At 56.9% G+C, this 25,302-nt stretch carries 21 protein-coding genes and 1 riboswitch; of the genes, 12 read left to right on the top strand and 9 right to left on the bottom strand.

What is annotated here, in order from left to right; translation table 11 throughout:
• Window positions 1–35: 35 nt before the first annotated feature.
• A complete protein-coding gene (gene psiE, locus MKS11_RS19005) occupies window positions 36–446 on the bottom strand; it encodes a phosphate-starvation-inducible protein PsiE (protein WP_284109651.1) in 411 nt (136 codons plus the stop codon).
• A gap of 370 nt (window positions 447–816) precedes the next feature.
• On the opposite strand from psiE, the gene MKS11_RS19000 reads away from it, so the two are divergent.
• From MKS11_RS19000 to MKS11_RS18975, 6 genes are all read left to right on the top strand, one after another.
• Window positions 817–2,094 (top strand): serine dehydratase subunit alpha family protein, encoded by a 1,278-nt coding sequence (locus tag MKS11_RS19000; protein WP_004206279.1) that lies wholly within the window; start codon window positions 817–819, stop codon window positions 2,092–2,094.
• Window positions 2,095–2,156: 62 nt separating this feature from the next.
• A complete protein-coding gene (locus MKS11_RS18995; protein WP_004206277.1) occupies window positions 2,157–2,897 on the top strand; it encodes an AzlC family ABC transporter permease in 741 nt (246 codons plus the stop codon).
• Window positions 2,890–3,210, top strand: a complete 321-nt coding sequence (locus tag MKS11_RS18990; protein ID WP_004206276.1) for an AzlD domain-containing protein — start codon at window positions 2,890–2,892, stop codon at window positions 3,208–3,210. Before MKS11_RS18995 ends, MKS11_RS18990 begins: the two co-directional genes overlap by 8 nt.
• 19 nt (window positions 3,211–3,229) lie before the next feature.
• Window positions 3,230–3,610 (top strand): RidA family protein, encoded by a 381-nt coding sequence (locus MKS11_RS18985; protein WP_043519204.1) that lies wholly within the window; start codon window positions 3,230–3,232, stop codon window positions 3,608–3,610.
• A 108-nt stretch (window positions 3,611–3,718) separates the two neighbouring features.
• Window positions 3,719–4,228: a GNAT family N-acetyltransferase gene (locus MKS11_RS18980; protein WP_087771152.1), complete on the top strand. Its 510-nt coding sequence runs from the start codon at window positions 3,719–3,721 to the stop codon at window positions 4,226–4,228.
• A gap of 8 nt (window positions 4,229–4,236) precedes the next feature.
• Entirely contained in the window at window positions 4,237–4,692 is a 456-nt protein-coding gene (locus MKS11_RS18975) for an acyltransferase (RefSeq protein WP_032454553.1), read from the top strand.
• Between the two features lie 47 nt (window positions 4,693–4,739).
• Here MKS11_RS18975 and pgi read toward each other — a convergent pair whose 3' ends face one another.
• Entirely contained in the window at window positions 4,740–6,389 is a 1,650-nt protein-coding gene (gene pgi / locus MKS11_RS18970; RefSeq protein WP_004206271.1) for a glucose-6-phosphate isomerase, read from the bottom strand.
• A 348-nt stretch (window positions 6,390–6,737) separates the two neighbouring features.
• A riboswitch (Lysine riboswitch) is annotated at window positions 6,738–6,973 on the top strand.
• 179 nt (window positions 6,974–7,152) lie between these two features.
• Here pgi and lysC point away from each other — a divergent pair.
• From lysC to MKS11_RS18955, 3 genes are all read left to right on the top strand, one after another.
• Window positions 7,153–8,502 (top strand): lysine-sensitive aspartokinase 3, encoded by a 1,350-nt coding sequence (gene lysC, locus MKS11_RS18965; protein ID WP_017900129.1) that lies wholly within the window; start codon window positions 7,153–7,155, stop codon window positions 8,500–8,502.
• A gap of 138 nt (window positions 8,503–8,640) precedes the next feature.
• Complete coding sequence (gene panS / locus MKS11_RS18960) at window positions 8,641–9,570, top strand: ketopantoate/pantoate/pantothenate transporter PanS (RefSeq protein ID WP_017900130.1); 930 nt, start codon at window positions 8,641–8,643, stop codon at window positions 9,568–9,570.
• Window positions 9,571–9,686: 116 nt separating this feature from the next.
• On the top strand, window positions 9,687–9,959 hold the full coding sequence (locus MKS11_RS18955) for a DUF3811 domain-containing protein (protein ID WP_004177859.1): 273 nt from the start codon (window positions 9,687–9,689) through the stop codon (window positions 9,957–9,959).
• Here the strand turns inward: MKS11_RS18955 and rluF are convergent.
• On the bottom strand, window positions 9,956–10,831 hold the full coding sequence (rluF, locus tag MKS11_RS18950) for a 23S rRNA pseudouridine(2604) synthase RluF (RefSeq protein WP_087771153.1): 876 nt from the start codon (window positions 10,829–10,831) through the stop codon (window positions 9,956–9,958). The two genes, MKS11_RS18955 and rluF, sit on opposite strands and share 4 nt — an antisense overlap.
• Window positions 10,832–11,029: 198 nt before the next feature.
• Between rluF and pepE the strand changes: the two genes are divergently transcribed.
• Window positions 11,030–11,719 carry a dipeptidase PepE gene (gene pepE / locus MKS11_RS18945; protein WP_004895000.1) on the top strand — a complete coding sequence of 230 codons (690 nt, stop codon included), beginning with the start codon at window positions 11,030–11,032 and terminating at the stop codon, window positions 11,717–11,719.
• Window positions 11,720–11,831: 112 nt separating this feature from the next.
• Here pepE and MKS11_RS18940 read toward each other — a convergent pair whose 3' ends face one another.
• On the bottom strand, window positions 11,832–13,463 hold the full coding sequence (locus MKS11_RS18940) for a Na/Pi cotransporter family protein (RefSeq protein ID WP_004206824.1): 1,632 nt from the start codon (window positions 13,461–13,463) through the stop codon (window positions 11,832–11,834).
• Window positions 13,464–13,592: 129 nt separating this feature from the next.
• Entirely contained in the window at window positions 13,593–17,276 is a 3,684-nt protein-coding gene (gene metH, locus MKS11_RS18935) for a methionine synthase (RefSeq protein ID WP_049093091.1), read from the bottom strand.
• A gap of 194 nt (window positions 17,277–17,470) precedes the next feature.
• On the opposite strand from metH, the gene iclR reads away from it, so the two are divergent.
• Window positions 17,471–18,301: a glyoxylate bypass operon transcriptional repressor IclR gene (iclR, locus tag MKS11_RS18930; protein ID WP_004206826.1), complete on the top strand. Its 831-nt coding sequence runs from the start codon at window positions 17,471–17,473 to the stop codon at window positions 18,299–18,301.
• 50 nt (window positions 18,302–18,351) lie between these two features.
• Here iclR and aceK read toward each other — a convergent pair whose 3' ends face one another.
• From aceK to metA, 4 genes are all read right to left on the bottom strand, one after another.
• Window positions 18,352–20,136, bottom strand: coding sequence for a bifunctional isocitrate dehydrogenase kinase/phosphatase (gene aceK / locus MKS11_RS18925; RefSeq protein ID WP_087771155.1), 1,785 nt, complete (start codon window positions 20,134–20,136; stop codon window positions 18,352–18,354).
• 102 nt (window positions 20,137–20,238) lie between these two features.
• Window positions 20,239–21,543 (bottom strand): isocitrate lyase, encoded by a 1,305-nt coding sequence (gene aceA, locus MKS11_RS18920; protein ID WP_004206828.1) that lies wholly within the window; start codon window positions 21,541–21,543, stop codon window positions 20,239–20,241.
• A 79-nt stretch (window positions 21,544–21,622) separates the two neighbouring features.
• Entirely contained in the window at window positions 21,623–23,224 is a 1,602-nt protein-coding gene (gene aceB / locus MKS11_RS18915; protein ID WP_032456808.1) for a malate synthase A, read from the bottom strand.
• Window positions 23,225–23,484: 260 nt separating this feature from the next.
• On the bottom strand, window positions 23,485–24,414 hold the full coding sequence (gene metA / locus MKS11_RS18910; protein WP_004206830.1) for a homoserine O-succinyltransferase: 930 nt from the start codon (window positions 24,412–24,414) through the stop codon (window positions 23,485–23,487).
• Window positions 24,415–24,570: 156 nt separating this feature from the next.
• Between metA and MKS11_RS18905 the strand changes: the two genes are divergently transcribed.
• Window positions 24,571–25,026, top strand: a complete 456-nt coding sequence (locus MKS11_RS18905; RefSeq protein WP_004206832.1) for an acetyltransferase — start codon at window positions 24,571–24,573, stop codon at window positions 25,024–25,026.
• Window positions 25,027–25,302 lie beyond the last annotated feature (276 nt).

Raw genomic sequence — 25,302 nt, 5'->3', positions numbered from 1 at the left:
GACTGTTGGTCAGCGGCCCTGGAGGCCGCTTTTTTTTATTCGCGTTTCAGGCGATTAGAGCTACACAGCCAGAGCGTAATCACCAGGATCAGGATCGCGGCGGAATAAATAAGTACCGCCATCGGCGACTCATGGTCGATGATAATCAGGCGCACAATCGCGGTGATGCCGATATAGACAAAATAGCGCAGCGGGAAGTGGAACCCCGACTGAAAATACTTGACGATCAGCGCGATAAACTCGAAGTAGAGGAAGTAGACCACCAGACCTTCCACCAGCCGGTACTTACTGGTCGGCTCCGGGGTAAAGAGGACATCGGCCAGATGCAGCGTCTCTTTACCGAGAAAGACGATCAGGATAATCCCCAGGCAAAGCAGCCCAAGATTCAAAACCGTTTGCATCGCAGTGGCGATAAAATTCACCAGTGGGCGATAAACCAACGACATATTCACACCTCATAATCAGTCCTTGTTGCGTCCGGTATAGCGCAAAAGTGTGATCCAGATCTACAGTTACCCCTCACCGCGTGGGCTTTAAATTTTTGCGCCCTCAGGGCAGGATTTCGGCAAAAGAGAAAAATGCTCTCCTTAACGGCGTGTGATCGACATAACTGATTCCCATGATTTGCATAAAAATTTGCTTATACAACCATTGTTAATCAATAGCTTAATTTACATACAAGACTGCATGTTTAGATATAGCTAAAAATAAAACTTTTCTCCAGACCTTAATAAATAAAGGGTTATTTGAGAAAGTTTTTTTCTGCCGATTCCCTTAGCATATTTCCTCATCATCTTACGTCCAGGAATCATAATAATGTCTGACCAAACATCCTCTCTTTTTATTCGCTGGCTACAGCGAGAAGTCGCACCAGCATTAGGTTGCACTGAACCCGTTGCTATTTCATTTACCACCGCTTACGCCGCGAAACATTTAGCGATACCCTGCGAAAAAATTAGCGGTTTTATTTCTGCCAACCTGTATAAAAACGCCACGGGCGTCACGATTCCCGGCACGACAGTGAATGGCGTCGCGCTGGCCGCCGCCATCGGCGCCTTTGGCGGCGATGCCGATAAGGGATTACAGACCCTGGCAGGCATTACTTCACAGCATGTGGAACAGGCACAAGCGCTGGTGGACGCCGGCCACGTTAATATTGACGTCCAGGACACGCCTGACTTTATTCATCTCGATCTCACCCTCAGCGCCGGTGACCAGACCTGTCGCGTCGTGGTAAAAGGCACGCATACCAATGTGGTCGAGTTATATATTAATGGCGAACAGCAGCCATTACACGCCGGGGAAAATAGCGCCACAGCACAGGCCGAACTGCCAACTTTCTCTCTCCAGGAAGCGTATGACTTTATTATCTCCACCCCGGTTGAGAATATTACGTTTATTCTGGAAGCCGCCCGCCTCAATAGCGCACTGGCTGCAGAAGGAAAATCGAAAAAGTATGGGTTGAATATTAACGGAACATTCTCTGAAGCCGTTAAAAATGGTTTGTTAAGCAATGACTTAATGAGTGAGGTCATTATCAACACCGTCGCGGCTTCCGATGCGCGTATGGGCGGCGCCCCGGTGGTGGCTATGTCGAACTTCGGCTCTGGCAACCAGGGGATCGCGGCGACCATGCCGGTGGTAACCGTCGCCGAGCATCTGAATGCCGATGAAGAGACGCTCGCTCGCGCGCTGGCGCTCTCGCATCTGACGGCCATTTCCATCCATTCGCGCTATACCCGCCTGTCCGCACTGTGCGCGGCCTCCACCGCCGCCATGGGCGCCGCCGCCGGTATGGCATGGCTGTTTACCCGCAATATCGAAACCATCAACACCGCCATCATCAATATGATTAGCGATGTTACCGGCATGATTTGTGATGGCGCCTCCAACAGCTGCGCGATGAAGGTGTCCTCGGTGGTCTCCAGCGCCTTTAAATCTGTATTGATGGCGATGCAAAACCGCTGCGCCAGCGCCAACGACGGCATTGTCTGCGCCGACGTCGAACAGTCGATTAATAACCTGTGCCGCCTCGTGATTAAGCCTATGGCGCAAACTGATAAAGAGATCATTCGCATTATGGTCAGCAAATAAGACCAGCCCTTTTGTACCCTACGCAATAATGATTTATTGCCTGCACCAACAGGTATTTTACGATGAATAAAAAAGTCATATTACGCGGCGCCAGCGCCATTATGCCCCTGTGCATCGGGGACTTTCCTTTCTCGTTCATTGTTGGCGCGTTAAGCGTCAGCGCCGGAATGAGCGTCTGGCAAAGTACCGCGTGGTCGGCGATTGTGATTGCCGGCTCGGCGCAGATGCTGGCACTGAATATGTTAAAAACCGGCGCCACGCTCGGCGTGATTATTTTCACCACATTAATTATTAATCTTCGCCACGTGCTGTATAGCGCCTCTATTTCCGGTACCGTGCGCGAAGCCTCATTCTTTAAAAAATGCTTTATGTCCTATGCGCTCACCGACGAGGTGTATGCCACCACCGTTAAAGAGATGGAAGGAAATAAAAAGGAAAAATATCTGTTTTATGGCTCGGCGATGATCACCTTCTGGGCGATTTGGGTGCTGGCCGATTTTCTTGGCGCGCTGGTCGGCGCCTCGTTTCCCCACATTGAAAAATACGGTCTCGATTTCGCCATGGTCGCCGCCTTTATCGCCATCGTGGTGCCGCAAATTAAAAGCCAGGCCTGCACCGTCGCCGCGGTAGTGGCCGCCGTTTCCGGCGTGCTGTTAGTGGTCCTGCCCTACTCGCTGGGTATCGTCGTCGCCTCCGTGCTCGGCGTCCTCGCCGGCCTGTGCGTCGACCTGGCGGAAGAGCGCAAGCAGAGGGCAACAACCGAATCCGATATGCCGTTAGTGGAGGCGCTGGAAAATGAGTAATAGCTACTTTATCGCCCTGACGCTGGGCATGGCCGCGGTCACTTTTCTTATTCGTTTCTCGTTTATCGGCCTGGCCGGCAAGATCCAGATGTCTGAGCGGGTGACCAAAACATTGCGCTTCGTGCCGGTCACCGTCCTGCCGGCCATCATCACCATTCAGATCCTGAGCGTGAATTCCAGCATGGAGTTCGACTTAAAAAACCCGAAGGTGATCGCCGCTATTATCTGTACGCTCGCCAGCTTCCGTTTGGGTCTGGTGTGGGTGGTGGTCAGCGGCGTCGGCTCACTGGTGCTGTTGAATTATTTTCTGTAACTGTTTGAAGGGTAACCCCATGATTATTACTACCGCTGACGCGCCCGCCGCGATTGGTCCGTACGTTCAGGGCGTCAATCTCGGCGCGATGACCATCACCTCCGGCCAGCTGCCCATTAATCCGCAGGACGGCACCATGCCCGACGACATTGCCGAACAGGCGCGCCAGTCGCTGGAGAACGTGAAAGCCATCGTCGAAGCCGCCGGCCTCAGCGTTGGTCAGATCGTCAAAACCACGGTGTTTGTGAAAGACCTGGCGGATTTTGCCGCCATCAATGCCGCCTACGAGGCCTTCTTTACCGAACATCAGGCGGCCTTTCCGGCGCGCTCCTGCGTGGAAGTGGCCAGGTTACCGAAAGACGCTGGCGTCGAAATCGAAGCGATCGCTTTCGCCCGTTAACCCCCCGGCTGGAGGAAGAACCTCCAGCCCCTTCCCCACCGATTTTTGTCGTTCCACGTTGTTCATATTACAGGCACTATAGCCACTGAATGACCCGAGGAACGCAGCATGTTGACTATCCGAAAGGCATTACCCGACGACGCGCCACAACTGAGCGCGATGGGTTATGCCAGTTACCAGCACCACTTCGCCCATCTCTGGCGCAATGCCGATGAATTGGCGTTATTTCTTAAGCAAGAATATGCCGAAGATGCGCTACGTCGGAGTCTGACCGATGCCAACCATCATTGGCTCATCGCCGAAGCCGCTTCCCCCGTTGGTTTCGCTAAATATAGCTATCAGCAGCGAATGGCTGAAGATGGCACGATGGGTACGCTGCTGCATAAGCTCTACCTGATGCCGGGGGAGACTGGCCACCGCTACGGCGAGCAGATTTTTCACGCCATCGAGACGCGAGCAAAAACGGCCGGCGAACGCTGGCTGTGGCTGGAAGTACTCGCCGCGAATCCCGCCGCGCGCCGTTTTTACGAACGCCAGGGGATGCAGCACATCAGAGACACGACTTTCCATTCCGCCAGCCAGCAAAGCACCTTGCATATTCTGGCCAAACCGCTGTGAGAGGAACTATGCCTGAGCTTCGTGATACCGGCGTACGTAACGTCGTCTGTGGGAAAAATGTCGTTATTTACCAGCCCGCCAACCTGTACGACTGCACGCTGGGTGATAACGTCTTCGTTGGACCGTTCGTTGAGATCCAGGGGAATACCCGCATCGGCGCGGAGAGTAAAATCCAGTCGCATACCTTTATCTGCGAGTACGTCACCATTGGCCGGCGCTGTTTTATCGGTCACGGGGTGATGTTCGCCAACGACCTGTTTCGCGACGGCAAACCAAACGCCGACCGCGCCAGCTGGGGGCGGATTGAGATTGGCGATGACGTGTCGATCGGTAGCGGCGCCACGATTCTGGCCGTCAGCATCTGCGACGGCGTGGTGATTGGCGCGGGCAGCGTGGTGACGAAGTCCATCACCGAGAAAGGCGTGTGGGCGGGAAACCCAGCCCGCCTGCTGCGGAGGCTGTAAAAAAATGCCGACCATAAGGTCGGCATTTCGTCTTAACGGCGCAAGCGTTATGCGCGCCAGGCTTTATAACGGTTAATCAGACCGTTAGTGGAGCTGTCGTGGCTGCTGACTTCGCTGCCGTCTTTCAGCTCCGGCAGGATGCGGTTAGCCAGCTGTTTGCCCAGCTCAACGCCCCACTGGTCGAAAGTAAAGATGTTAAGGATCGCGCCCTGGGTGAAGATTTTGTGCTCGTACAGAGCAATCAGCGCCCCGAGGCTGAACGGGGTGATCTCACGCAGCAGGATGGAGTTAGTCGGGCGGTTGCCTTCGAACACTTTGAACGGCACCACGTGCTCCAGGGTCGCCGGATCTTTACCCTGATCGCGATATTCCTGCTCCACCACTTCACGGGATTTACCGAAGGCCAGGGCCTCGGTCTGGGCGAAGAAGTTGGACAGCAGCTTCGGATGATGATCGGAGAGCGGGTTGTGGGTGATAGCCGGGGCGATGAAATCGCACGGTACCATTTTGGTGCCCTGATGGATCAGCTGGTAGAACGCGTGCTGACCGTTGGTGCCCGGCTCGCCCCAGATAATCGGGCCAGTCTGGTAGTCCACGGCGTGGCCGTTACGGTCGACATACTTACCATTGGACTCCATGTTGCCCTGCTGGAAGTAGGCGGCAAAACGGTGCATGTACTGGTCGTACGGCAGAATCGCTTCGGTTTCTGCACCGAAGAAGTTGTTGTACCAGATACCGATCAGCGCCAGCAGCACCGGCAGGTTTTTCTCCGCCGGGGTGGTGGAGAAGTGTTTATCCATCGCATGCGCGCCGGACAGCAGCTCAACGAAGTTGTCGAAGCCCACGGAGAGAATGATGGACAGGCCAATCGCCGACCACAGGGAGTAACGGCCGCCAACCCAGTCCCAGAATTCGAACATGTTGGCGGTGTCGATGCCGAACTCGCCAACCGCTTTCGCGTTGGTGGAGAGCGCCGCGAAGTGTTTAGCCACGTGCTTGTCGTCGCCCGCGGTCGCCAGGAACCAGTCGCGCGCGCTGTGGGCGTTGGTCATGGTCTCCTGGGTGGTGAAGGTTTTGGACGCGACCAGGAACAGGGTGGTTTCCGGATTGACGCTCTTCAGCACTTCGGCAATGTGGGTGCCATCGACGTTGGAGACAAAGTGCATGTTGAGGTGGTTTTTATACGGACGCAGCGCTTCGGTGACCATGAACGGACCGAGGTCGGAGCCGCCGATACCAATGTTGACCACGTCGGTGATCGGTTTGCCGGTGTAGCCTTTCCAGCTACCGGAGATAATCGCTTCAGAGAAGGTTTTCATCTTCTCCAGCACAGCGTTCACTTCCGGCATCACATCTTTGCCATCAACCACAATCGGCGTGTTGCTGCGGTTGCGCAGCGCGACGTGGAGTACCGCGCGATCTTCGGTGCGGTTGATCTTTTCACCGGAGAACATCGACTTGATGGCGCCCGCCAGGTCGGTCTCTTTCGCCAGATCCTGCAGTTTAGCCAGCGTCTCTTCGGTGATGCGGTTTTTGGAGAAGTCCACCAGCATCAGATCGTCAAACGTCGCGGAAAACTTAGAAAAACGGTCGCTATCTTTGGCGAACAGCTCGCTGATAGTGACATCTTTCATTTCGTCGAAGTGTTTCTGTAATGCCTGCCAGGCAGAGGTCTGCGTTGGGTTGATGTTTTTCATTAGCAATACTCTTCTGATTTGAGATTGTGACTTCGGTCGATTGTAGCGCCGGTGACGGAAAATTGTGATGATTTTTGTGACTTGTCCCTGACGCCGGTCAGGAATCGGGTCAAAACGGAGTAAAAAGCCCCATTAGTATAGCTATCATAAGGCTTTTTTCTGTTAGCCGCAGGGGCATGAAAAATCCGCATAACCGCAGCGTTGACATAGCTGGCGTTAAGCCTTTATATATCCGCAGTGCTTACGTATTGTAAGTATCTATTGCTCGCGCATTTCACGCTACAGCGAAAGGGTATTCGCGGGGGATATAATGTCCTTATTCCCCCGGCCAGGTGAAAGACGTCGGTAATTGCCAGAAGAGGTGCGTTGCCCAGGTAACCGTATTGGAGGAACCAGTCCGGCGAAAATACGTGAGGGGGAGCAACGCCGAGGTGAAAGAGCGTCTGGTTACGCTCCTCACCGGCCACAGGGGCTGAATCCCCTGGGTTGTCACCAGAAACGTTCGCAGTCGGGCGTTTCATACCCGAACACTTCAGCGCCCAGAGCGGTGAGTCGGGTCTACAAGGTGGAGCACTTCTGGGTGACATCGTAGTTGTTTATCATTCTGCGCCACCCTGTTTATCGCTCTTCCCTTGTGCCATGGCTGAATAATTTGGCCTGGCTTATTAAGACATTTTGTTGCGATCCGGCGGCATCCAGCCCCTGCCAGGATCGGTGTTCAGGAATCGTTTTAATAAGTCAGGCCCCCTGACACGAGGTTGTTATGACAGATTTAGTCGTCGCCAAATTTGGCGGCACCAGCGTTGCTGATTTTGACGCGATGAACCGCAGCATTGATGTGGCGCTGCTTGATGCCAATACCCGTATTGTTGTGCTCTCCGCCTCTGCCGGCGTGACCAACATTCTGGTGGCCTTAGCGGAAGGGCTGGAACCCACCGAACGTTTTTCCCAGTTGGACGCTCTGCGCCAGATCCAGTTCAATATTCTGGAGCGTTTGCGCTATCCCAACGTGATCCGCGAAGAGATTGAGCGCCTGCTGGAAAATATCACCACGCTGGCGGAAGCCGCCGCGCTCGCCTCCTCTAGCGCGCTGACTGACGAACTGGTCAGCCATGGCGAACTGATGTCCACCCTGCTGTTTGTGGAGATTCTGCGTGAACGCGGAATTCAGGCGCAGTGGTTTGACGCCCGTAAAGTGCTGCGCACTAACGATCGCTTTGGCCGCGCCGAACCGGATATCGCCGCTGTCGCCGAACTGACCCAGCAGCAGCTGACGCCGCGTCTCGCGGAAGGCCTGGTGGTGACGCAGGGCTTTATCGGCAGCGAAGCGAAGGGCCGCACCACCACCCTCGGCCGCGGCGGCAGCGATTATACCGCCGCTCTGCTCGGCGAAGCGCTGAATGCCACCCGCGTCGATATCTGGACCGATGTGCCCGGGATCTATACGACCGACCCGCGCGTCGCGCCAGCGGCGAAACGCATCGACGTCATCGCCTTTGAAGAGGCGGCGGAAATGGCCACCTTTGGCGCCAAAGTGCTGCACCCGGCGACCCTGCTGCCTGCCGTGCGCAGCGATATCCCGGTATTTGTCGGCTCCAGTAAAGAACCGAAAGCGGGCGGTACGCTGGTGTGTAAAACCACCGAGAACCCGCCGCTGTTCCGCGCGCTGGCGCTGCGCCGCCGCCAGACGCTGCTGACGCTGCACAGCCTGAATATGCTGCACTCCCGCGGCTTCCTCGCCGAAGTGTTCGGTATTCTGGCGCGCCATAACATCTCCGTCGATTTGATCACCACCTCCGAAGTGAGCGTGGCCCTGACCATGGACACCACTGGCTCAACCTCTGCGGGCGATACCCTGCTGACCCAGGCGCTGCTGACCGAGCTCTCCTCGCTGTGTCGCGTGGAAGTGGAAGAAGACCTGGCGCTGGTTGCCCTGATCGGCAACGAGCTGTCGAAAGCCTGCGGCGTCGGCAAAGAGGTGTTTGGCGTCCTTGATCCGTTTAACATCCGCATGATCTGCTATGGCGCATCCAGCCACAACCTCTGCTTCCTGGTCCCTGGGGCCGATGCGGAGAAGGTGGTGCAGACGTTGCATCATAATTTGTTTGAATAAAATTCCTTAGCACGATAAACAATACCTATAGCTGGGCTCGAACCCGGCTTTTTTATAACAACATCAACACAACCAGCTGACCAGCTCGCCGCCCTACCGGTTCGGCGCGGCCGGTTTGCGTATCGCAAGGAACACAACATGCTCGCAACTCTGACGCGGCTGTTCCCGTTATGGGCGCTGCTGCTCTCCGTTCTGGCCTATTACACCCCCACCACTTTCACCCCGATCGGCCCGTGGGTTACCACCCTGCTGATGCTGATTATGTTCGGTATGGGGGTACATCTAAAGCTGGCGGATTTCAAACGCGTCCTGTCGCGTCCGGCGCCGGTCGCTGCAGGGATATTTCTGCACTATCTGGTGATGCCGCTCGCCGCCTGGCTGCTGGCGCTGCTGTTTCATATGCCGCCGGAGCTCTCCGCCGGGATGGTGCTGGTGGGCAGCGTCGCCAGCGGGACGGCCTCCAACGTGATGATCTTTCTGGCCAAAGGGGACGTGGCGCTGTCGGTGACTATCTCCTCGGTCTCCACCCTGGTCGGCGTCATCGCGACGCCGCTGCTGACCCGTCTGTACGTCGACGCGCACATTCAGGTCGACGTCATGGGGATGTTGCTGAGCATTCTGCAGATTGTGGTCATTCCCATCGCCCTGGGGCTGATTGTCCATCATCTGCTGCCGAAGGTGGTGAAAGCGGTGGAACCGTTCCTCCCCGCTTTCTCGATGGTGTGCATTCTGGCGATCATCAGCGCGGTGGTGGCGGGTTCCGCGGCCCATATCGCGTCCGTTGGCCTGGTGGTGATTATCGCGGTGATCCTGCATAACACCATTGGCCTGCTCGGCGGCTACTGGGGCGGACGTCTGTTTGGTTTTGATGAATCCACCTGCCGTACGCTGGCGATCGAGGTAGGGATGCAGAACTCCGGCCTGGCGGCCGCGCTGGGTAAAATTTACTTCGGCCCGCTGGCGGCGCTGCCGGGAGCCCTGTTCTCCGTCTGGCATAACCTGTCCGGTTCGCTGCTGGCCGGATACTGGTCAGGGAAGCCCATCGCCAAAAAAGCCAGCAAGCGCTGAGCGTGACACGTCCGGGCGCAGGCCCGGGCGTGTGCGTGCTTTAGTTGCCATACAGGCTATCAGTAAAATATTCATTACCGTACACTGGGTGCTCTGGTCTGACTGAGGGCACCATCATGGCACTCCCCCGAATTACACAAAAAGAGATGACCGAGCGCGAACAGCGCGAATTGAAAACGCTGCTTGACCGCGCGCGCATTGCGCACGGCCGCCCGCTGAGCAATGCGGAAACGAACAGCGTGAAAAAGGAATATATCGATAAGCTGATGGCGCAGCGCGAAGCGGAAGCGAAGAAAGCCCGCCAGGTGAAAAAACAGCAGGCTTATAAGACGGATAAGGAAGCAACCTTTTCCTGGTCGGCGAATACGCCGACCCGCGGCAGGCGTTAGCGCCCTTTCTTTTTACGTCCCGGCTGGGTGAAACGTTTGCCGTTGCCAGCCGGGCGGCCTTTATCGTTGCTATTTTCCACCTTCACCACCGGGCGCTTGATCCCGGGGGTCGCCGCTTTGGCCTTCGGCTTCGCTTTCGGCTTCGCTTCGGAAGAGGAGTTTTCAATCAGCTTGAACAGGTCGATCAGCTCGTCATCGGTCAGATCGCGCCACTCACCCAACGGGATCCCCGTCAGGCTGACGTTCATAATCCGCGTACGCTCAAGCTTCGTCACTTCATAGCCAAAGTGCTCGCACATGCGACGGATCTGGCGGTTTAACCCCTGCACAAGGGTGATGCGGAAAACGAACGGCGCTTCTTTCTTTACCTTACATTTTTTGGTCATGGTCCCGAGAATCGGTACCCCCGCGCCCATGCCGCGAATGAACTCATCGGTCACCGGCTTATCGACCGTAACCAGATACTCTTTTTCATGGTCGTTGCCGGCACGCAGGATCTTATTCACCAGGTCGCCATGATTGGTGAGGAAAATCAGCCCCTGGGAGTCTTTATCCAGACGGCCGATAGGGAAGATACGCTTGCTGTGGTTGACGAAATCGACAATGTTGTCGCGCTCGCCGTCTTCTGTGGTGCTCACAATGCCGACCGGCTTATTTAGCGCAATCAGCACCAGATCATCCGCTTCGCGCGGCTCAATCAACCGTCCGTTAACTTTGACCAGGTCGCCAGGCTTCACCTGATCGCCAATCGTGGCGCGCTTGCCATTGATAAAGACGTTGCCTTGTTCAATAAAGCGGTCCGCTTCGCGACGCGAGCAGATGCCGCTTTCACTGATGTATTTGTTTAATCGGGTTGATGAGTCGGGCAGCATAGATTCTCCTGTAAAAGCGAAATATACCCTACCTTGTGGGCGAGAAAAAACCTGGATTGTGTGATTCATTATCCAGAAGCTTCGTCGGGCTTGTGAACAGCATTCCGCTTACCTACATCATGCGCCATATCAGCGCGCCGGTATGGGGGCGATGCTAGAATTTCTGCTTCAATAATATTTTTAAAACAGGAAGAAAAGATGGAACTACTGTTACTCAGTAACTCCACGCTGCCGGGGAAAGCCTGGCTGGAACACGCCCTGCCGCTGATTGCCGGTCAGGTCAAAGGCCGCCGTAAGGCCGTATTCATCCCCTTCGCTGGCGTGACGCAATCCTGGGATGATTACACGGCCAAAGTGGCTGCGGTTATGGCGCCCATGGCGGTCAGCGTAACCGGTATCCACAGCGTCGACGACCCTATCGCCGCCATTGAAAGCACCGAGATGGTGATCGTCGGCGGCGGGAACACCTTCCAGCTGTTGAAAGAGTGCCGCAGTCGCGGTCTGTTGGCGCCGATTGTCGATGTCGTCAAACGCGGGGCGCTGTATATCGGCTGGAGCGCAGGTTCAAACCTCGCCTGCCCGACCATTCGCACCACCAACGATATGCCGATTGTCGATCCGCAGGGATTTGATGCGCTGGGGCTGTTCCCGCTACAGATTAACCCGCACTTCACCAACGCGTTGCCGACCGGGCATCAGGGCGAAACCCGCGAACAGCGTATCCGCGAACTGCTGGTCGTGGCGCCGGAATTAACGGTGATTGGTTTGCCGGAAGGAAACTGGATCCAGGTCACCGATGGTCACGCGACGCTCGGTGGCCCGAACCCGACGCTGTTGTTCAAAGCGGGGGAAGAAGCGATAACCCTGCCTGCGGGCCACCGCTTCTGAGGCTGGGTGGCTAACGTTTCCCGGATAGCGGCGCATTGCGCCTTATCCGGGCTGCCTCAACGGGACGTCCAAACGCAAAACCCCGGTTAGCACAGCGTCGCCGGGGAATGGCTCAGTAGTCATCCCGTTCGTCGTCTTCATCCGGTTGCTCCATCACGCTGTAAGCCACCGAGCAGAACAGGCTGTTCAGGCGCTTCATATCCCCCAGCAGCGCCAGATGCAACGTACTGGTTTCGATACTCTGCACGTTCTGCTGATGCAGACGGTCAACGTGCGCATGCGAGTAGCGGCGGTTAAGAATGCGGAACCGGTGTTTGCTGCGCCGCAGGCGACGAGCGCTCGGCACATCGCTGGAGAAGAAGACCGACATCGCCAGCTGCAGATTGCTGAGCAGCAGATCGTACAGGGCGTCCAGCTCCTTTAACCCTTCCACCGAGAAGGCGCGACGCGCCGCCAGCGATTTATCGGCGATCTCGCTGCCCATCCGCTCGACGATATCGGAGGCCTGCTCGAGGTTTAACGACATCTCAATAATTTCCGCCCAGCGCCGGGACTCTTCTTCCGCCAGCTCATCCTTTGGCATTCGCGCCAGATAGAGCTTAATGGCGGTGTAGAGGACGTTGATATCGTCCGCCATGCGGCGCAGTTCTTTCTCCTGACGCGGTTCGCCATGCATCACCTTATGCAGGCTCTCCAGCATTTGCTCCATCGCGTCGCCAATGCGCAGCGTCTCGCGCGCGGCGTTGGCTAGCGCCAGCGCCGGGGTGTCCAGCGCCGACGGGTCAAGATGCTTGGGTTTGAGATGGTTATCCAGCTCGGGTTCATCGCGGATCATGCGCTGGCACAGCTTCGCCATCGGTCCGGCAAAGGGCACCATCGCGATGCAGCGCAGCAGGTTATAAAAGACGTGAAAGTAGATAACCAGCTCGGACTCGGCCAACGGCAGCTTGTGCATCGCCGCGGCCAGCGGATGGACGAACGGCAGAATGATCAGGCTCCCCACCAGCTTAAACAGCAGGCTGCCCAGCGCCACCCGGCGCGCCGCCGCGTTCGCCGCGCTGTTGTTGAGCATCGCCAACAGCCCCGATCCCAGGTTGGCGCCAATCACCAGGCACAGCGCCACCGGGAAAGAGATCGCTCCCGCCGCGGTCAGCGTCGCGGTCAGCAGCACCGCCGCCAGGCTGGAGTAGCTAATGATCGCGAATACAGCGCCAATCAAGGCATCCAGCATGATATCCCCGGTCAGCGAGGCAAAAATCACCTGCACGCCGTTGGCCTGGGTAATGGGGTGGACGGCCTGCACAATCAGCTCCAGGGCCAACAGGATCAGCCCAAGGCCGATCCCTACTCGCCCCAGCTGCCCGGCGCGGGTCTGCTTGCGGCCGAGGAAGAAAATCACCCCGATAAAAATCAACAACGGCGACAGCCACGACAGGTCGAAGGTCAGTACCCTCGCCATCAGCGCCGTCCCAACGTCGGCGCCCAGCACCATCACCAGCGCCGGCGTGAGGCCCACTAAATCCTGGGCGACAAACGAGGTCACCAGCATGGTGGTGGCATTGCTGCTTTGTACCAGCGCAGTCACGCCAAGACCCGCGCAGAAGGCGAGCGGCTTTTTTTCTACGCTGCTACTGAGAACGGTACGTAGGCGAGCGCCATAGACGCGCATCACCCCGGTACGCACGATATGCGTGCCCCACACCAGCAGAGCGACCGCGGACAACAGGTGTAGCAGAGTTAACACGGAATCAGCTTCTCCTTATCGTTATAGGTGTTCCGACGTTCTGGAACCTATCTCAGTATAAGGGGTTAACCTCAATAAAGAGACAAGGCGCTCACAGAGCGCCTTGTTAGTTGTAAGGAAAAATGACGACTAGTCCGCATCATAGCCCAGATTAGGGGCTAACCAGCGCTCGACTTCCGCCGGGGTCATCCCTTTACGCCGCGCGTAGTCTTCGACCTGGTCGCGCTGGATCTGCGCCACGGCGAAGTACTTGCTGTCCGGATGGCTGAAATACCAGCCGGAAACCGATGCCCCCGGCCACATGGCGAACGATTCGGTAAGCTTCATGCCGGTATGGGCTTCGACGTCCAGCAACTGCCAGATGGTGCCTTTTTCAGTGTGCTCCGGACAGGCCGGATACCCCGGCGCCGGACGGATCCCCTGGTAATTCTCGCGAATAAGTTCCTCATTGCTGAGGTTCTCATTGGCCGCATATCCCCAGTAGACCTTGCGCACTTTCTCGTGCAGATACTCGGCGAAGGCTTCCGCCAGACGATCGGCGATGGCCTTGATCATGATCTTGTTATAGTCGTCATGCTGCGCTTCATAGGCCTCCGCCAGCGCGTCCTCTTCCAGGCCGCCGGTGACGGCGAAGGCGCCGATGTAGTCCGCTTTGCCGCTCAGCTTCGGCGCCACAAAGTCGGCGAGGCAGTAGTTGGCGAAGCCGACCTTCTCCGTCTGCTGGCGCAGGTGATGGCTCACCGTCAGCACGTGGGTGCGGGTTTCATCGCGATAGATTTCAATATCGTCGCCAACGCGGTTGGCCGGGAACAGGCCCACCACGCCGCGCGGGTTGAGGGTTTTCTCTGCGCTCAGTTTATCCAGCAGCTCGTTAGCGTCTTTGAACAGGCGCTGCGCCTCTTCCCCTACCACTTCATCTTCCAGAATGCGCGGATATTTACCCGCCAGCGACCAGGTCATAAAGAACGGCGTCCAGTCGATGTAATTGCGTAGCGTCTCGATACTGGCTTCCACCTCCTGAATCCCCAGGCGATGGGCCACCGGCGGCGTATAGCTCTCCCAGTCAAAGGCCAGATCGTTTTCCCGTGCGGCCGCCAGGGTCACCGGCGGGGTGCGCGGTTTTTTACGTCCATGCTGGATACGCACGGTTTCATACTCTTTGCGCGTGCGGGCGACAAACTCATCGCGCTGCGTATCCGAGAGCAGCGCAGCCACCACCCCGACGGTGCGCGAGGCGTTCTGTACGTAAACGGTCGGGCCGCTGTAGTTCTGCTCGATTTTCACCGCCGTATGCGCTTTCGAGGTGGTCGCGCCACCAATAAGCAGCGGGATGGTAAAGCCCTGACGCTCCATCTCTTTCGCCACGTTAACCATCTCGTCGAGCGACGGGGTAATCAGCCCGGAAAGGCCGATGAGATCCGCGTTTACCTCTTTGGCGGTTTTGAGAATTTTATCCGCCGGGACCATCACGCCAAGATCGATGATTTCGTAGTTATTACACTGCAGCACCACGCCGACGATGTTTTTGCCGATGTCATGAACGTCGCCTTTTACCGTGGCAATCACCATTTTGCCGTTACTGGAGCCCTGTTCTTTACTGGCTTCGATAAACGGCTCAAGGTAGGCCACCGCCTGTTTCATGACGCGAGCGGATTTCACCACCTGCGGCAGGAACATTTTGCCTTCGCCGAACAGATCGCCGACCACGTTCATGCCGTCCATCAGCGGCCCTTCGATCACCTCAATCGGGCGGGCAGCCTGCTGACGCGCTTCTTCGGTGTCCTGTTCGATAAATTCGGTAATGCCCTTCACCAGCGAATATTCGAGGCGTTTTTTCACCTCCCAGCTGCGCCACTCCGCCTGCTGGGCATTGGCGCCGTCGTCAACTTTACTGCCGCGATATTTTTCCGCCAGTTCGAGCAATCTTTCGGTGCTGTCATCGCGGCGGTTGAGGATCACGTCCTCCACCGCGTCGCGCAGCTCGCCCGGCAGGTCATCATAGATGGCCAGCTGACCGGCATTGACGATCCCCATATCCATGCCGTTGCGGATCGCATAGTAGAGGAATACGGCGTGGATCGCCTCACGAACCGGGTCATTGCCGCGGAAAGAGAAGGAGACGTTGGAGACCCCGCCGGAGATCAGCGCATGCGGCAGCTCGCGTTTGATGTCTTCGCAGGCGCCGATAAAGTCCTGGGCATAGTTATTGTGTTCTTCGATACCGGTCGCCACCGCAAAGATATTCGGGTCAAAGATAATATCTTCTGGCGGGAAGCCGACCTCTTCGGTGAGGATTTTGTAGGCGCGACGGCAAATCTCAATTTTACGTTCGCGGGTATCAGCCTGGCCCACTTCGTCAAAGGCCATCACCACTACCGCAGCGCCGTAGCGGCGAACCAGTTTCGCATGGTGGATAAAGGGTTCGACGCCCTCTTTCATCGAAATCGAGTTAACGATGCCTTTGCCCTGAATGCATTTCAGGCCTTTCTCAATAACTTCCCACTTGGAGGAGTCGATCATGATCGGCACGCGGGCAATGTCCGGCTCGCCGGCAATCAGGTTGAGGAAGCGCACCATCGCCGCTTCTGCGTCGAGCATCCCCTCGTCCATGTTGATATCGATAATCTGCGCGCCGCTTTCCACCTGCTGACGCGCGACGTCCAGCGCTTCGCTGTACTTCTCTTCTTTGATTAAGCGTTTAAATTTCGCCGAGCCGGTAACGTTGGTACGTTCGCCGACGTTAACGAACAGGCTGTCATCGCCGATATTGAGAGGCTCCAGGCCGGCGAGGCGGCAGGCCACCGCGATTTCCGGCAGCTGGCGCGGCGGCAGGCCCGCTACCGCCCGGCTCATGGCGGCGATATGCTCCGGGGTCGTACCGCAGCAGCCGCCGACGATATTAAGGAAACCGGCTTCCGCCCATTCGCGGATCTGCGCCGCCATGGTATCGGCATCCAGATCGTATTCGCCGAAGGCGTTGGGCAGGCCGGCGTTCGGGTGCGCGGTGACGTAGCATTCAGCGATGCGCGAGAGCTCCTGGACGTACTGGCGCAGTTCGTCCGGCCCGAGGGCGCAGTTCAGACCAAACGATAAGGCTTCGGCGTGGCGCAGCGAGTTATAGAAAGCTTCGGTGGTCTGCCCGGAAAGCGTGCGGCCGGAGGCATCGGTAATGGTGCCGGAGATCATCAGCGGCAGGTCAACGCCCAGCGCCTCCATCTCCTCTTTTACCGCATAGATGGCCGCTTTGGCATTCAGGGTATCAAATACCGTTTCAATCAGGATCAGATCCACGCCACCTTCCACCAGCGCCCGGGTGGATTCGCGATAGGCGGCCACCAGCTGGTCAAAGGTAATATTACGGAACGCCGGATCGTTCACATCAGGCGAAATGGAGGCGGTGCGGTTAGTTGGGCCAAGCACGCCCGCGACGTAGCGCGGTTTTTCCGGCGTGCGGGCCGTCCAGGCGTCGGCGCTGGCGCGGGCCAGCTTCGCCGCCGCAAAGTTGATCTCTGCCGACAGGGATTCCATCTGGTAATCCGCCATCGCGATGGTTGTCGAGTTAAAGGTGTTGGTCTCAATGATATCCGCGCCGGCCTCGAAGTAGGCGTCGTGGATCTCGCGGATCACCTCGGGCTTGCTGAGCACCAGCAGGTCGTTGTTGCCTTTCAGGTCGCACGGCCAGTCAGCAAAGCGCTCACCGCGAAAGTCCTGCTCACTCAGACGATAGCCCTGGATCATGGTGCCCATGCCCCCATCCAGAACCAGAATACGTTCTTTTAACTGCTGATGCAGTTGCTCAACTTTGCTGCTCACACTTGCTCCCGACAACGCTCAACTCAGGCCAAATAGCCAACAAACCATACTGGCATAAACCACCGGAGCGGAAAAGACAACAACGGGCAATATGAGACATGTTCAGCTTCACTCCTCCGATGAGTCCGGTTGTGATTGCATTATCGCCAAATAAAACGAAAATTATTTCCACGATACAGAAAAAGGAGTCCGCGATGGCCACTACCCCCGTTCCCGCGAAACGCGGCAGAAAACCCGCGGCTGCCACCGCCCAGCAGGCTGGCGGTCAGGTTCAGTCGCTGACCCGCGGCCTGAAATTGCTCGAATGGATTGCCGAATCCCACAGCAGCGTCGCGCTGACCGAGCTGGCGCAGCAGGCGGGTCTGCCCAACTCAACCACTCACCGCCTGCTGACCACCATGCAGCAGCTGGGTTTCGTCCGCCAGGTCGGCGAGCTGGGCCACTGGGCCGTCGGCGCGCATGCCTTCGTGGTCGGCAGCAGCTTTCTGCAAAGCCGCAATCTGCTGGCGATTGTCCACCCGATCCTGCGCCAACTGATGGAAGATTCCGGTGAAACGGTGAATCTGGCAGTGCTTGACCAGAGCGACCACCAGGCGATCATTATCGACCAGGTGCAGTGCACCCAGCTGATGCGGATGTCGGCGCCGATCGGCGGAAAACTGCCGATGCACGCCTCCGGCGCCGGGAAGGCGTTTCTCTCGCAGCTGAGCGAAGAGCAGGTTACCAGCCTCCTGCACCGTAAAGGGCTACATGCCTATACGCATGCCACGCTGGTCTCGCCGCTGCATCTGAAGGAAGATTTAGCGCAGACCCGCAAGCGGGGCTACTCGTTCGATGACGAGGAGCACGCGCTCGGCCTCCGCTGCGTCGCCGCCTGCATTTATGATGAACACCGCGAACCGTTCGCGGCAATCTCCATCTCCGGCCCCATCTCACGCATGACCGATGACCGGGTGACCGAGCTGGGCGCGCTGGTGATCAAAGCGGCGAAGGAAGTGACGCTGGCATACGGCGGGGTTAAATAAAAAAATGCCCCACCGGGGCATTTTAAGTAGGCCTGATAAGCGTAGCGCCATCAGGCAGATCGGCGCACCTTGCCGGATGGCGGCGTAAACGCCTTATCCGGCCTACTGTCGGCGCCATAGCGCACGCTAAAACGCTGCTTGCGCCGGTAGGCGTAGACATCTTCCACATGGCCGTTTTTAATCCGCGTCTGCAGTTCGCGCCAGTAGTCGGCGCGCAGCAGGTCGGCATGCATCTCCTCAAACAGCGGCCCAATGCGCGGGTCGGCACACAGCCAGTGGCGGAACTCCTCCGGGAACACATCCCCCGGCGAGACGCTGTACCACGGCTCGCTGGCCAGTTCATCCTCGGGATAGCGCGGCGGTGGGATCTGGCGAAAATTCACTTCCGTCATATAGCAGATTTCGTCATAGTCGTAGAACACCACCCGGCCGTGGCGGGTGACGCCGAAGTTTTTAAACAGCATATCACCGGGAAAGATGTTGGCGGCGGCCAGCTGGCGGATAGCATTCCCATACTCTTCTACCGCATCGCGTAGCGCCTGGCCGTTAACCTGCTCCAGCCACAGGTTGAGCGGCACCATTCGCCGTTCAATATACAGATGACTGATGACAATCCGGTCGCCGAGGTCGGTCAGTTTGTTCCCCGCCTCCGCCTGCAGCAGCGCCAGCAGCGCCGGCGCGATTTGTCGTTTCTCCAGCACGAAATTTTCAAACTCCTGCGTGTCCGCCATCCGCCCGACGCGGTCATGCTCCTTTACCAGCTGATAGCAGGCGCGCACGTGGGCGGCGGTCATCTCTTTCTGCGGCGCGAAGCGGTCTTTGATCACCTTAAACACCCGGTCAAACCCCGGCAGGGTAAACACCAGCATCACCATCCCGCGAATGCCCGGCGCCTCAATAAACTGCTCATCGCAGCGAGCAATGTAGTGCAGATATTCACGATAGCTTTCGGTTTTAGCGTGCTTCTGGCAGCCAATCGCCATATACAGCTCGGCCGTGGTTTTCCCCGGCAGGATCTCGCGCAGCCATTCCACCAGGGCGCCGGGCAGTGGCGCATAAACCATAAAATAGGAACGCGCGAAGCCAAACACGATGCTCGCTTCGGCATGGGTGGTCAGGCAGGTATCGACAAACAGCTCGCCCTCGTCGCTGCGATGGATCGGCAGCAAAAAGGGCAGCGTGGTCATCGGCATCACCAGTTTGCCCACCAGCCAGGCGGCTTTATTACGATAGAACAGCTCATTGGCGACCTGCAGATGACAGGTGGCGAGCAGTTCCTCCCCCAGCGCCTCCTGCAGACTGGCAATGATATAGCCGATATCCCGCGCTTTATTTTGCCACGGCAGCCGCAGCGGCAGATCGGACAGCACGTTACCCAGCAGGTGCGGCCAGCCGCGATCGGCAAAAAAATCTTTCGCCAGCGGTCGCGGAAGGGTGCGAAAAGGACGCTCGGGCTGCGAGCTGAAAATAAAGAGCCGCTCGGGGGTCAGCGAGCGGTGGTCAAACAGGCGGCAGTAGACCGAATTGAAAAAGCTCTCGGCAATTTCAAAACGAGGGTAATCCGGCAGCAAACGGGTGTAGTGGGCTTTCACCCGCAGCAAAAAGTCGGCATCCGTGCTCTTTCCTTCCGTGATGCAGCGCAGCTGCTCCACCACCAGACCCACATGGTGGTCATAGAGGTGGATCCGCTGTTTCATCGCCTGCTGCACCGAATGCCAGTCGGCCTGTTCAAAGCGCTGCTGCGCGCCGGAAGTCACTTCGAGAAAACGCCCATACTGAGCGTCAAATCCCTGCAATATCGTTTGGGCAATCAGTAATTCCAGACCACGCGTCATCGAACTCCCCCATCCGGCACCACGTCAGGCCGAATGGCGCGCTCGCTTATCCGGCCTGGATCCCTTCACTGGCCCGGTTAGCGTCGTGCCACCGGGCATGGCTCAAAACTGATCTTCTTCGGTCGAGCCGGTCAGCGCCGTCACCGACGAGGCGCCGCCCTGGATAATGGTGGTGACCTTGTCGAAGTAGCCGGTACCCACCTCCTGCTGATGCGAGACGAAGGTATAGCCTTCCGGCCCGGCGGCGAATTCCGGCTGCTGCACTTTTTCAACATAATGGCGCATCCCCTCACCCTGTGCGTAAGCATGGGCGAGGTCGAACATGTTGAACCACATGCTGTGGATCCCGGCGAGGGTAATAAACTGGTACTTGTATCCCATGTCCGACAGCTGCTGCTGGAAGCTGGCGATGGTTTTATCATCGAGATTTTTCTTCCAGTTAAACGACGGCGAGCAGTTATAGGCCAGCAGTTTGCCCGGGAAACGCGCATGAATGGCTTCAGCAAAGCGACGCGCCTGCTCAAGATCCGGTTTCGACGTTTCACACCACACCAGGTCCGCATACGGCGCATAGGCCAGCCCGCGGCTGATCGCCTGCTCGATCCCGGCATGGGTGCGGAAGAACCCTTCGCTGGTGCGATCCCCGGTAATAAACTCACGATCGTACGGATCGCAGTCTGAGGTAATTAAATCGGCAGCGTCAGCATCGGTACGGGCGATCACCAGCGTCGGGACCCCCATCACGTCAGCCGCCAGACGCGCCGCCACCAGTTTCTGTATCGCTTCCTGGGTCGGGACCAGCACTTTACCGCCCATATGACCGCACTTCTTCACCGACGCCAGCTGATCTTCGAAGTGAACAGCCGCTGCACCGGCTTCAATCATCGATTTCATCAGCTCGAAGGCATTAAGGACGCCGCCAAAACCGGCTTCCGCATCCGCCACGATCGGCAGGAAATAGTCGATAAAGCGCGGATCGTTCGGCTCGATGCCGGCTGACCACTGGATCTGATCGGCGCGGCGGAAGGTATTGTTGATCCGATCCACCACCGCCGGTACCGAGTTGGCCGGGTACAGCGATTGATCCGGGTACATGCTGGACGCCAGGTTAGCATCCGCCGCCACCTGCCAGCCGGAGAGATAAATGGCTTCGATGCCGGCCTTCGCCTGCTGCAAGGCCTGGCCGCCGGTCAGCGCGCCAAGGCTGTTGATGTATCCTTTCTTCGCTTCACCGTGCAGCAGACGCCACATTTTCGCCGCGCCAAGCTGCGCCAGCGTGCATTCCGGGTTCACCGAGCCGCGTAATTTCACCACCTCTTCCGCGCTGTACGGGCGGGTAATCCCTTCCCAGCGCGGGTTCGTCCACTCTTTGTTTAATTCTTCGATTTGTTGGGTACGGGTTTTCATGTGCAGATGCTCCATATAATTTCCTGGCTCTCCAGGCGCATTGGTGAAGGACTAAATGGCGAACCACACCATCTGGCGATTAGGCCAGCAGGCGGTAGCCCGGTAATGTCAGAAAATCAATCAGTTCGTCAGAGGTGGTGATCTGCTCCATCAGCCGCGCCGCATCGTCAAAGCGGCCATGGCTGAAGCGGTGCTCTCCCAGCTCTTCCTGAATCACCATCAGCTCTTCCGCCAGCCACTGGCGGAACAGCGCTTTTGTGACCGGCGTGCCGTCGTTCAGGGTTTTCTGATGATGGATCCACTGCCAGATAGAGGTGCGCGAGATCTCAGCTGTCGCGGCGTCTTCCATCAGGCCATAAATCGGTACGCAGCCGTTGCCGGAGATCCAGGCTTCGATGTACTGCACCGCCACGCGAATGTTGGCGCGCATCCCGGCTTCGGTGCGCTCGCCCTCGCAGGGGGCCAGCAGCTGTTCGGCGGTAATGGGCGCGTCCTCGCTACGGGTCACCGAGAGCTGATTCGGCTTGTCGCCGAGCACGCGGTTAAACACCGCCATGGCGGTATCCGCCAGCCCAGGATGGGCGATCCAGGTGCCATCGTGACCGTTGTTCGCCTCCAGCTCTTTGTCGGCGGTGACTTTATTCAGCACCTGACGGTTACGCTCGACATCTTTGCTCGGGATAAAGGCCGCCATCCCGCCCATCGCAAACGCCCCGCGTTTGTGGCAGGTCTTAATCAACAGCCGTGAGTAGGCGCTAAGGAAGGGTTTATCCATCGTCACCACCTGGCGGTCCGGCAGTACGCGGTCCGGATGGTTTTTCAGCGTCTTGATATAGCTGAAGATATAGTCCCAGCGGCCGCAGTTCAGGCCGACAATATGGTCGCGAAGCGCATGCAGGATCTCATCCATCTGGAACACCGCCGGCAGTGTTTCAATCAGCAGCGTGGCCTTGATGGTGCCGCGCGGCAAATCAAAGCGATCTTCAGTAAAGCTGAAGACATCGTTCCACCATGCCGCCTCTTGCCAGGCCTGGGTTTTTGGCAGATAGAAGTAGGGACCACTTCCTTTCGCCAGCAGCGCCTGGTAGTTATGAAAGAAATAGAGCGCAAAATCGAAAAGACTGCCGGGGATGGCCTCATTACGCCAGGTCACATGCTTTTCCGGCAGATGCAGACCGCGCACACGGCATACCAGCACAGCGGGATTGGGCTGCAGTTGATAGATTTTGCCAGCCTCATTGGTGTAGCTGATGGTCCCGTTCACGGCATCGCGTAGGTTGATTTGACCATCAATGACTTTACGCCAGTCAGGCGCCAGCGAATCCTCAAAGTCCGCCATAAAGACTTTTACGTTAGCGTTCAACGCGTTAATGACCATCTTGCGCTCGACGGGGCCGGTAATTTCAACGCGGCGATCCTGTAAATCCGCCGGGATACCACGAATGGTCCAGTCGCTATTTCTAATGGAAGCAGTTTCCGAAATAAAATCCGGCAGCTGTCCATCGTCAATAGCCTGCTGCTGCTGCAGACGCGCGGCCAGCAGTTTATTGCGCGCCGGCGTAAAGCGGCTCACCAGTTCCGTCAGAAATTCTACCGCCTCAGGCGTTAAGATCTGCTTCTCCTGCTCGCCATAGGGCTGACTAAAGGCCAGTTCATCGGTGATTGTCGCCTGCTGCGTCATTGTGCTGCTCCTCTTGGTTGATCCGCTGGAAGCGAGCGAAAGATCGTTGTGCAGTTTTCGCTCAGCACAATTAAGACTACTCAATTAATTTTCAAAATCAAAAACAATTTCCATTTTAATTTTAAAATGGCATTAACATATTGATAACAATGAAATTAAAGTTATCATCAGCTGTGAGGTGAATTTCGGAAATAAAAAAGGCACCCGAAAGTGCCAGAGGCAAAGTGCTGAAACGCTTTAGGATCGTTTCGTGCGGAGTATTACTCCAGTGTTGGATTCATATGCCGCAGATCGTATGGTGTAATCTGGTAGACGTAATAGTTCAGCCAGTTAGCGAACAGCAGATTACCGTGGCTGCGCCAGGTAGCGCGCGGTTTGTTCTGCGGGTCGTTTTGCGGAAAATAGTTGTGGGGAACCTCAGGGTTCAAACCGGCTTCCACATCGCGGAAATATTCACTTGCCAGGGTATTGGCATCGTACTCGGGGTGGCCGGTGACAAAGGCGATACGCTTATCTTTACTGGCGAACAGATACGCATCGCCCTCTTCTGTCTCTGCGAGGATCTCGAGATCGGTATAGTCACGGATAAGCCCTGCCGGAAAGTCAGCATAGCGTGAGTGTGGGGCGAGGAAAGAGTCGTCGAAACCGCGGGTCAGTAAGGCGTGTGGGTGTAGAATATGGTGTTCATAGACGCCAGAAATCTTTTCGGCGCGGGTTTGCTTGGGAATGCCGTACAGAATATTCAGCGCGGCCTGCACCGCCCAACAGACGAACAGCGTCGAAGTGACGTGATCCTTGGCCCACTCCAGCACCTGTTTGATCTGCGGCCAGTAAGCGACATCATTAAATTCAACCAGGCCTAAAGGAGCGCCGGTGACGATCAGGCCGTCAAAGTTCTGATCGCAAATCTCATCGAAATTGCAGTAAAAGTTATTCAGATGCTCCGCCGGCGTATTACGTGACTCACGTGCATCGATACGTAATAACTGGATGTCCACCTGCAGCGGAGAGTTCGACAGCAGACGCAGGAACTGATTCTCCGTCTCGATTTTCTTCGGCATCAGGTTGAGGATTAACACCTTCAGGGGGCGGATTTCCTGAGTTGTTGCACGCGTTGTCGTCATTACAAAGACGTTTTCATTGCGCAAGAAATTGACGGCTGGTAGCTCGTCCTGCACCCGAATTGGCATAACTCTATTACCTCATAGCATACGTATAAACGTTTAGACATCCAGATAGCTGAAGATAACCAGGAATCGGGTGAATGTCGAGTCTGCATGTTCACGGTGAGAAAATTTCACGGCGCGCATTGAGTGAGAATATAAGAATGAAGAAAAGGAGAAAATATGGTTATTAGCATCCGCCGTTCCCGGCCTGATGAAGGGGATAAACTGATTGCGATCTGGTGTCGGTCGGTCGACGCCACCCACGACTTTCTGTCAAAAGCGTATCGAAAGGAGCTGGAGGAGATGGTACGCGCATTTTTACCGGAGGCTCCGCTGTGGGTGGCGGTTAACACGGAGGACCAGCCGATCGCCTTTATGCTACTGACCGGAGATCATATGGATGCGCTGTTCGTCGATCCAGATGTCCGCGGCTGCGGCGTGGGGAGATTGCTGATTGAGCATGCGCTGTCGTTAACGCCGAAGCTGACGACAAACGTAAATGAGCAGAATGAACAAGCGGTCGGGTTTTATCAGAGAATGGGTTTTAGGGTGACAGGGCGGTCTGAAACGGACGATTTGGGGCAACCGTATCCGTTATTGAATTTGATACATGAGCAGCAGGCTGAAGCAGACTAAGATTGACGTCGCAACTGCTAACCCTTGGACAGGAGCCTCCCGCGGAGGCGGTGCTGCGCACCTTGTCCGGGCTACGGATCGTGTAGCCCAGGTAAGCGCAGCGCCACCGGGGAGGCATGCCGGCACCCTCGCCGGATGACACAAACGCAAAAAAGCTCAGCCTTCCGACTGAGCTTTCTGCTTTATTTGATGCCTGGCAGTTCCCTACTCTCACATGGGGAGACCCCACACTACCATCGGCGCTACGGCGTTTCACTTCTGAGTTCGGCATGGGGT

The organism is Klebsiella sp. K5-45, from assembly GCF_030128605.1.
Taxonomy (GTDB): domain Bacteria; phylum Pseudomonadota; class Gammaproteobacteria; order Enterobacterales; family Enterobacteriaceae; genus Klebsiella; species Klebsiella quasipneumoniae.
This window is presented reverse-complemented; position numbering and strand designations above follow the sequence as displayed.

Excerpts from the sequence above, each read along its gene's own strand:
- psiE (WP_284109651.1), bottom strand. The coding sequence starts at position 446 with ATGTCGTTGGTTTATCGCCCACTGGTGAATTTTATCGCCACTGCGATG.
- MKS11_RS19000 (WP_004206279.1), top strand. The coding sequence starts at position 817 with ATGTCTGACCAAACATCCTCTCTTTTTATTCGCTGGCTACAGCGAGAA.
- MKS11_RS18995 (WP_004206277.1), top strand. The coding sequence starts at position 2,157 with ATGAATAAAAAAGTCATATTACGCGGCGCCAGCGCCATTATGCCCCTG.
- MKS11_RS18990 (WP_004206276.1), top strand. The coding sequence starts at position 2,890 with ATGAGTAATAGCTACTTTATCGCCCTGACGCTGGGCATGGCCGCGGTC.
- MKS11_RS18985 (WP_043519204.1), top strand. The coding sequence starts at position 3,230 with ATGATTATTACTACCGCTGACGCGCCCGCCGCGATTGGTCCGTACGTT.
- MKS11_RS18980 (WP_087771152.1), top strand. The coding sequence starts at position 3,719 with ATGTTGACTATCCGAAAGGCATTACCCGACGACGCGCCACAACTGAGC.
- MKS11_RS18975 (WP_032454553.1), top strand. The coding sequence starts at position 4,237 with ATGCCTGAGCTTCGTGATACCGGCGTACGTAACGTCGTCTGTGGGAAA.
- pgi (WP_004206271.1), bottom strand. The coding sequence starts at position 6,389 with ATGAAAAACATCAACCCAACGCAGACCTCTGCCTGGCAGGCATTACAG.
- lysC (WP_017900129.1), top strand. The coding sequence starts at position 7,153 with ATGACAGATTTAGTCGTCGCCAAATTTGGCGGCACCAGCGTTGCTGAT.
- panS (WP_017900130.1), top strand. The coding sequence starts at position 8,641 with ATGCTCGCAACTCTGACGCGGCTGTTCCCGTTATGGGCGCTGCTGCTC.
- MKS11_RS18955 (WP_004177859.1), top strand. The coding sequence starts at position 9,687 with ATGGCACTCCCCCGAATTACACAAAAAGAGATGACCGAGCGCGAACAG.
- rluF (WP_087771153.1), bottom strand. The coding sequence starts at position 10,831 with ATGCTGCCCGACTCATCAACCCGATTAAACAAATACATCAGTGAAAGC.
- pepE (WP_004895000.1), top strand. The coding sequence starts at position 11,030 with ATGGAACTACTGTTACTCAGTAACTCCACGCTGCCGGGGAAAGCCTGG.
- iclR (WP_004206826.1), top strand. The coding sequence starts at position 17,471 with ATGGCCACTACCCCCGTTCCCGCGAAACGCGGCAGAAAACCCGCGGCT.
- aceK (WP_087771155.1), bottom strand. The coding sequence starts at position 20,136 with ATGACGCGTGGTCTGGAATTACTGATTGCCCAAACGATATTGCAGGGA.
- aceA (WP_004206828.1), bottom strand. The coding sequence starts at position 21,543 with ATGAAAACCCGTACCCAACAAATCGAAGAATTAAACAAAGAGTGGACG.
- aceB (WP_032456808.1), bottom strand. The coding sequence starts at position 23,224 with ATGACGCAGCAGGCGACAATCACCGATGAACTGGCCTTTAGTCAGCCC.
- metA (WP_004206830.1), bottom strand. The coding sequence starts at position 24,414 with ATGCCAATTCGGGTGCAGGACGAGCTACCAGCCGTCAATTTCTTGCGC.
- MKS11_RS18905 (WP_004206832.1), top strand. The coding sequence starts at position 24,571 with ATGGTTATTAGCATCCGCCGTTCCCGGCCTGATGAAGGGGATAAACTG.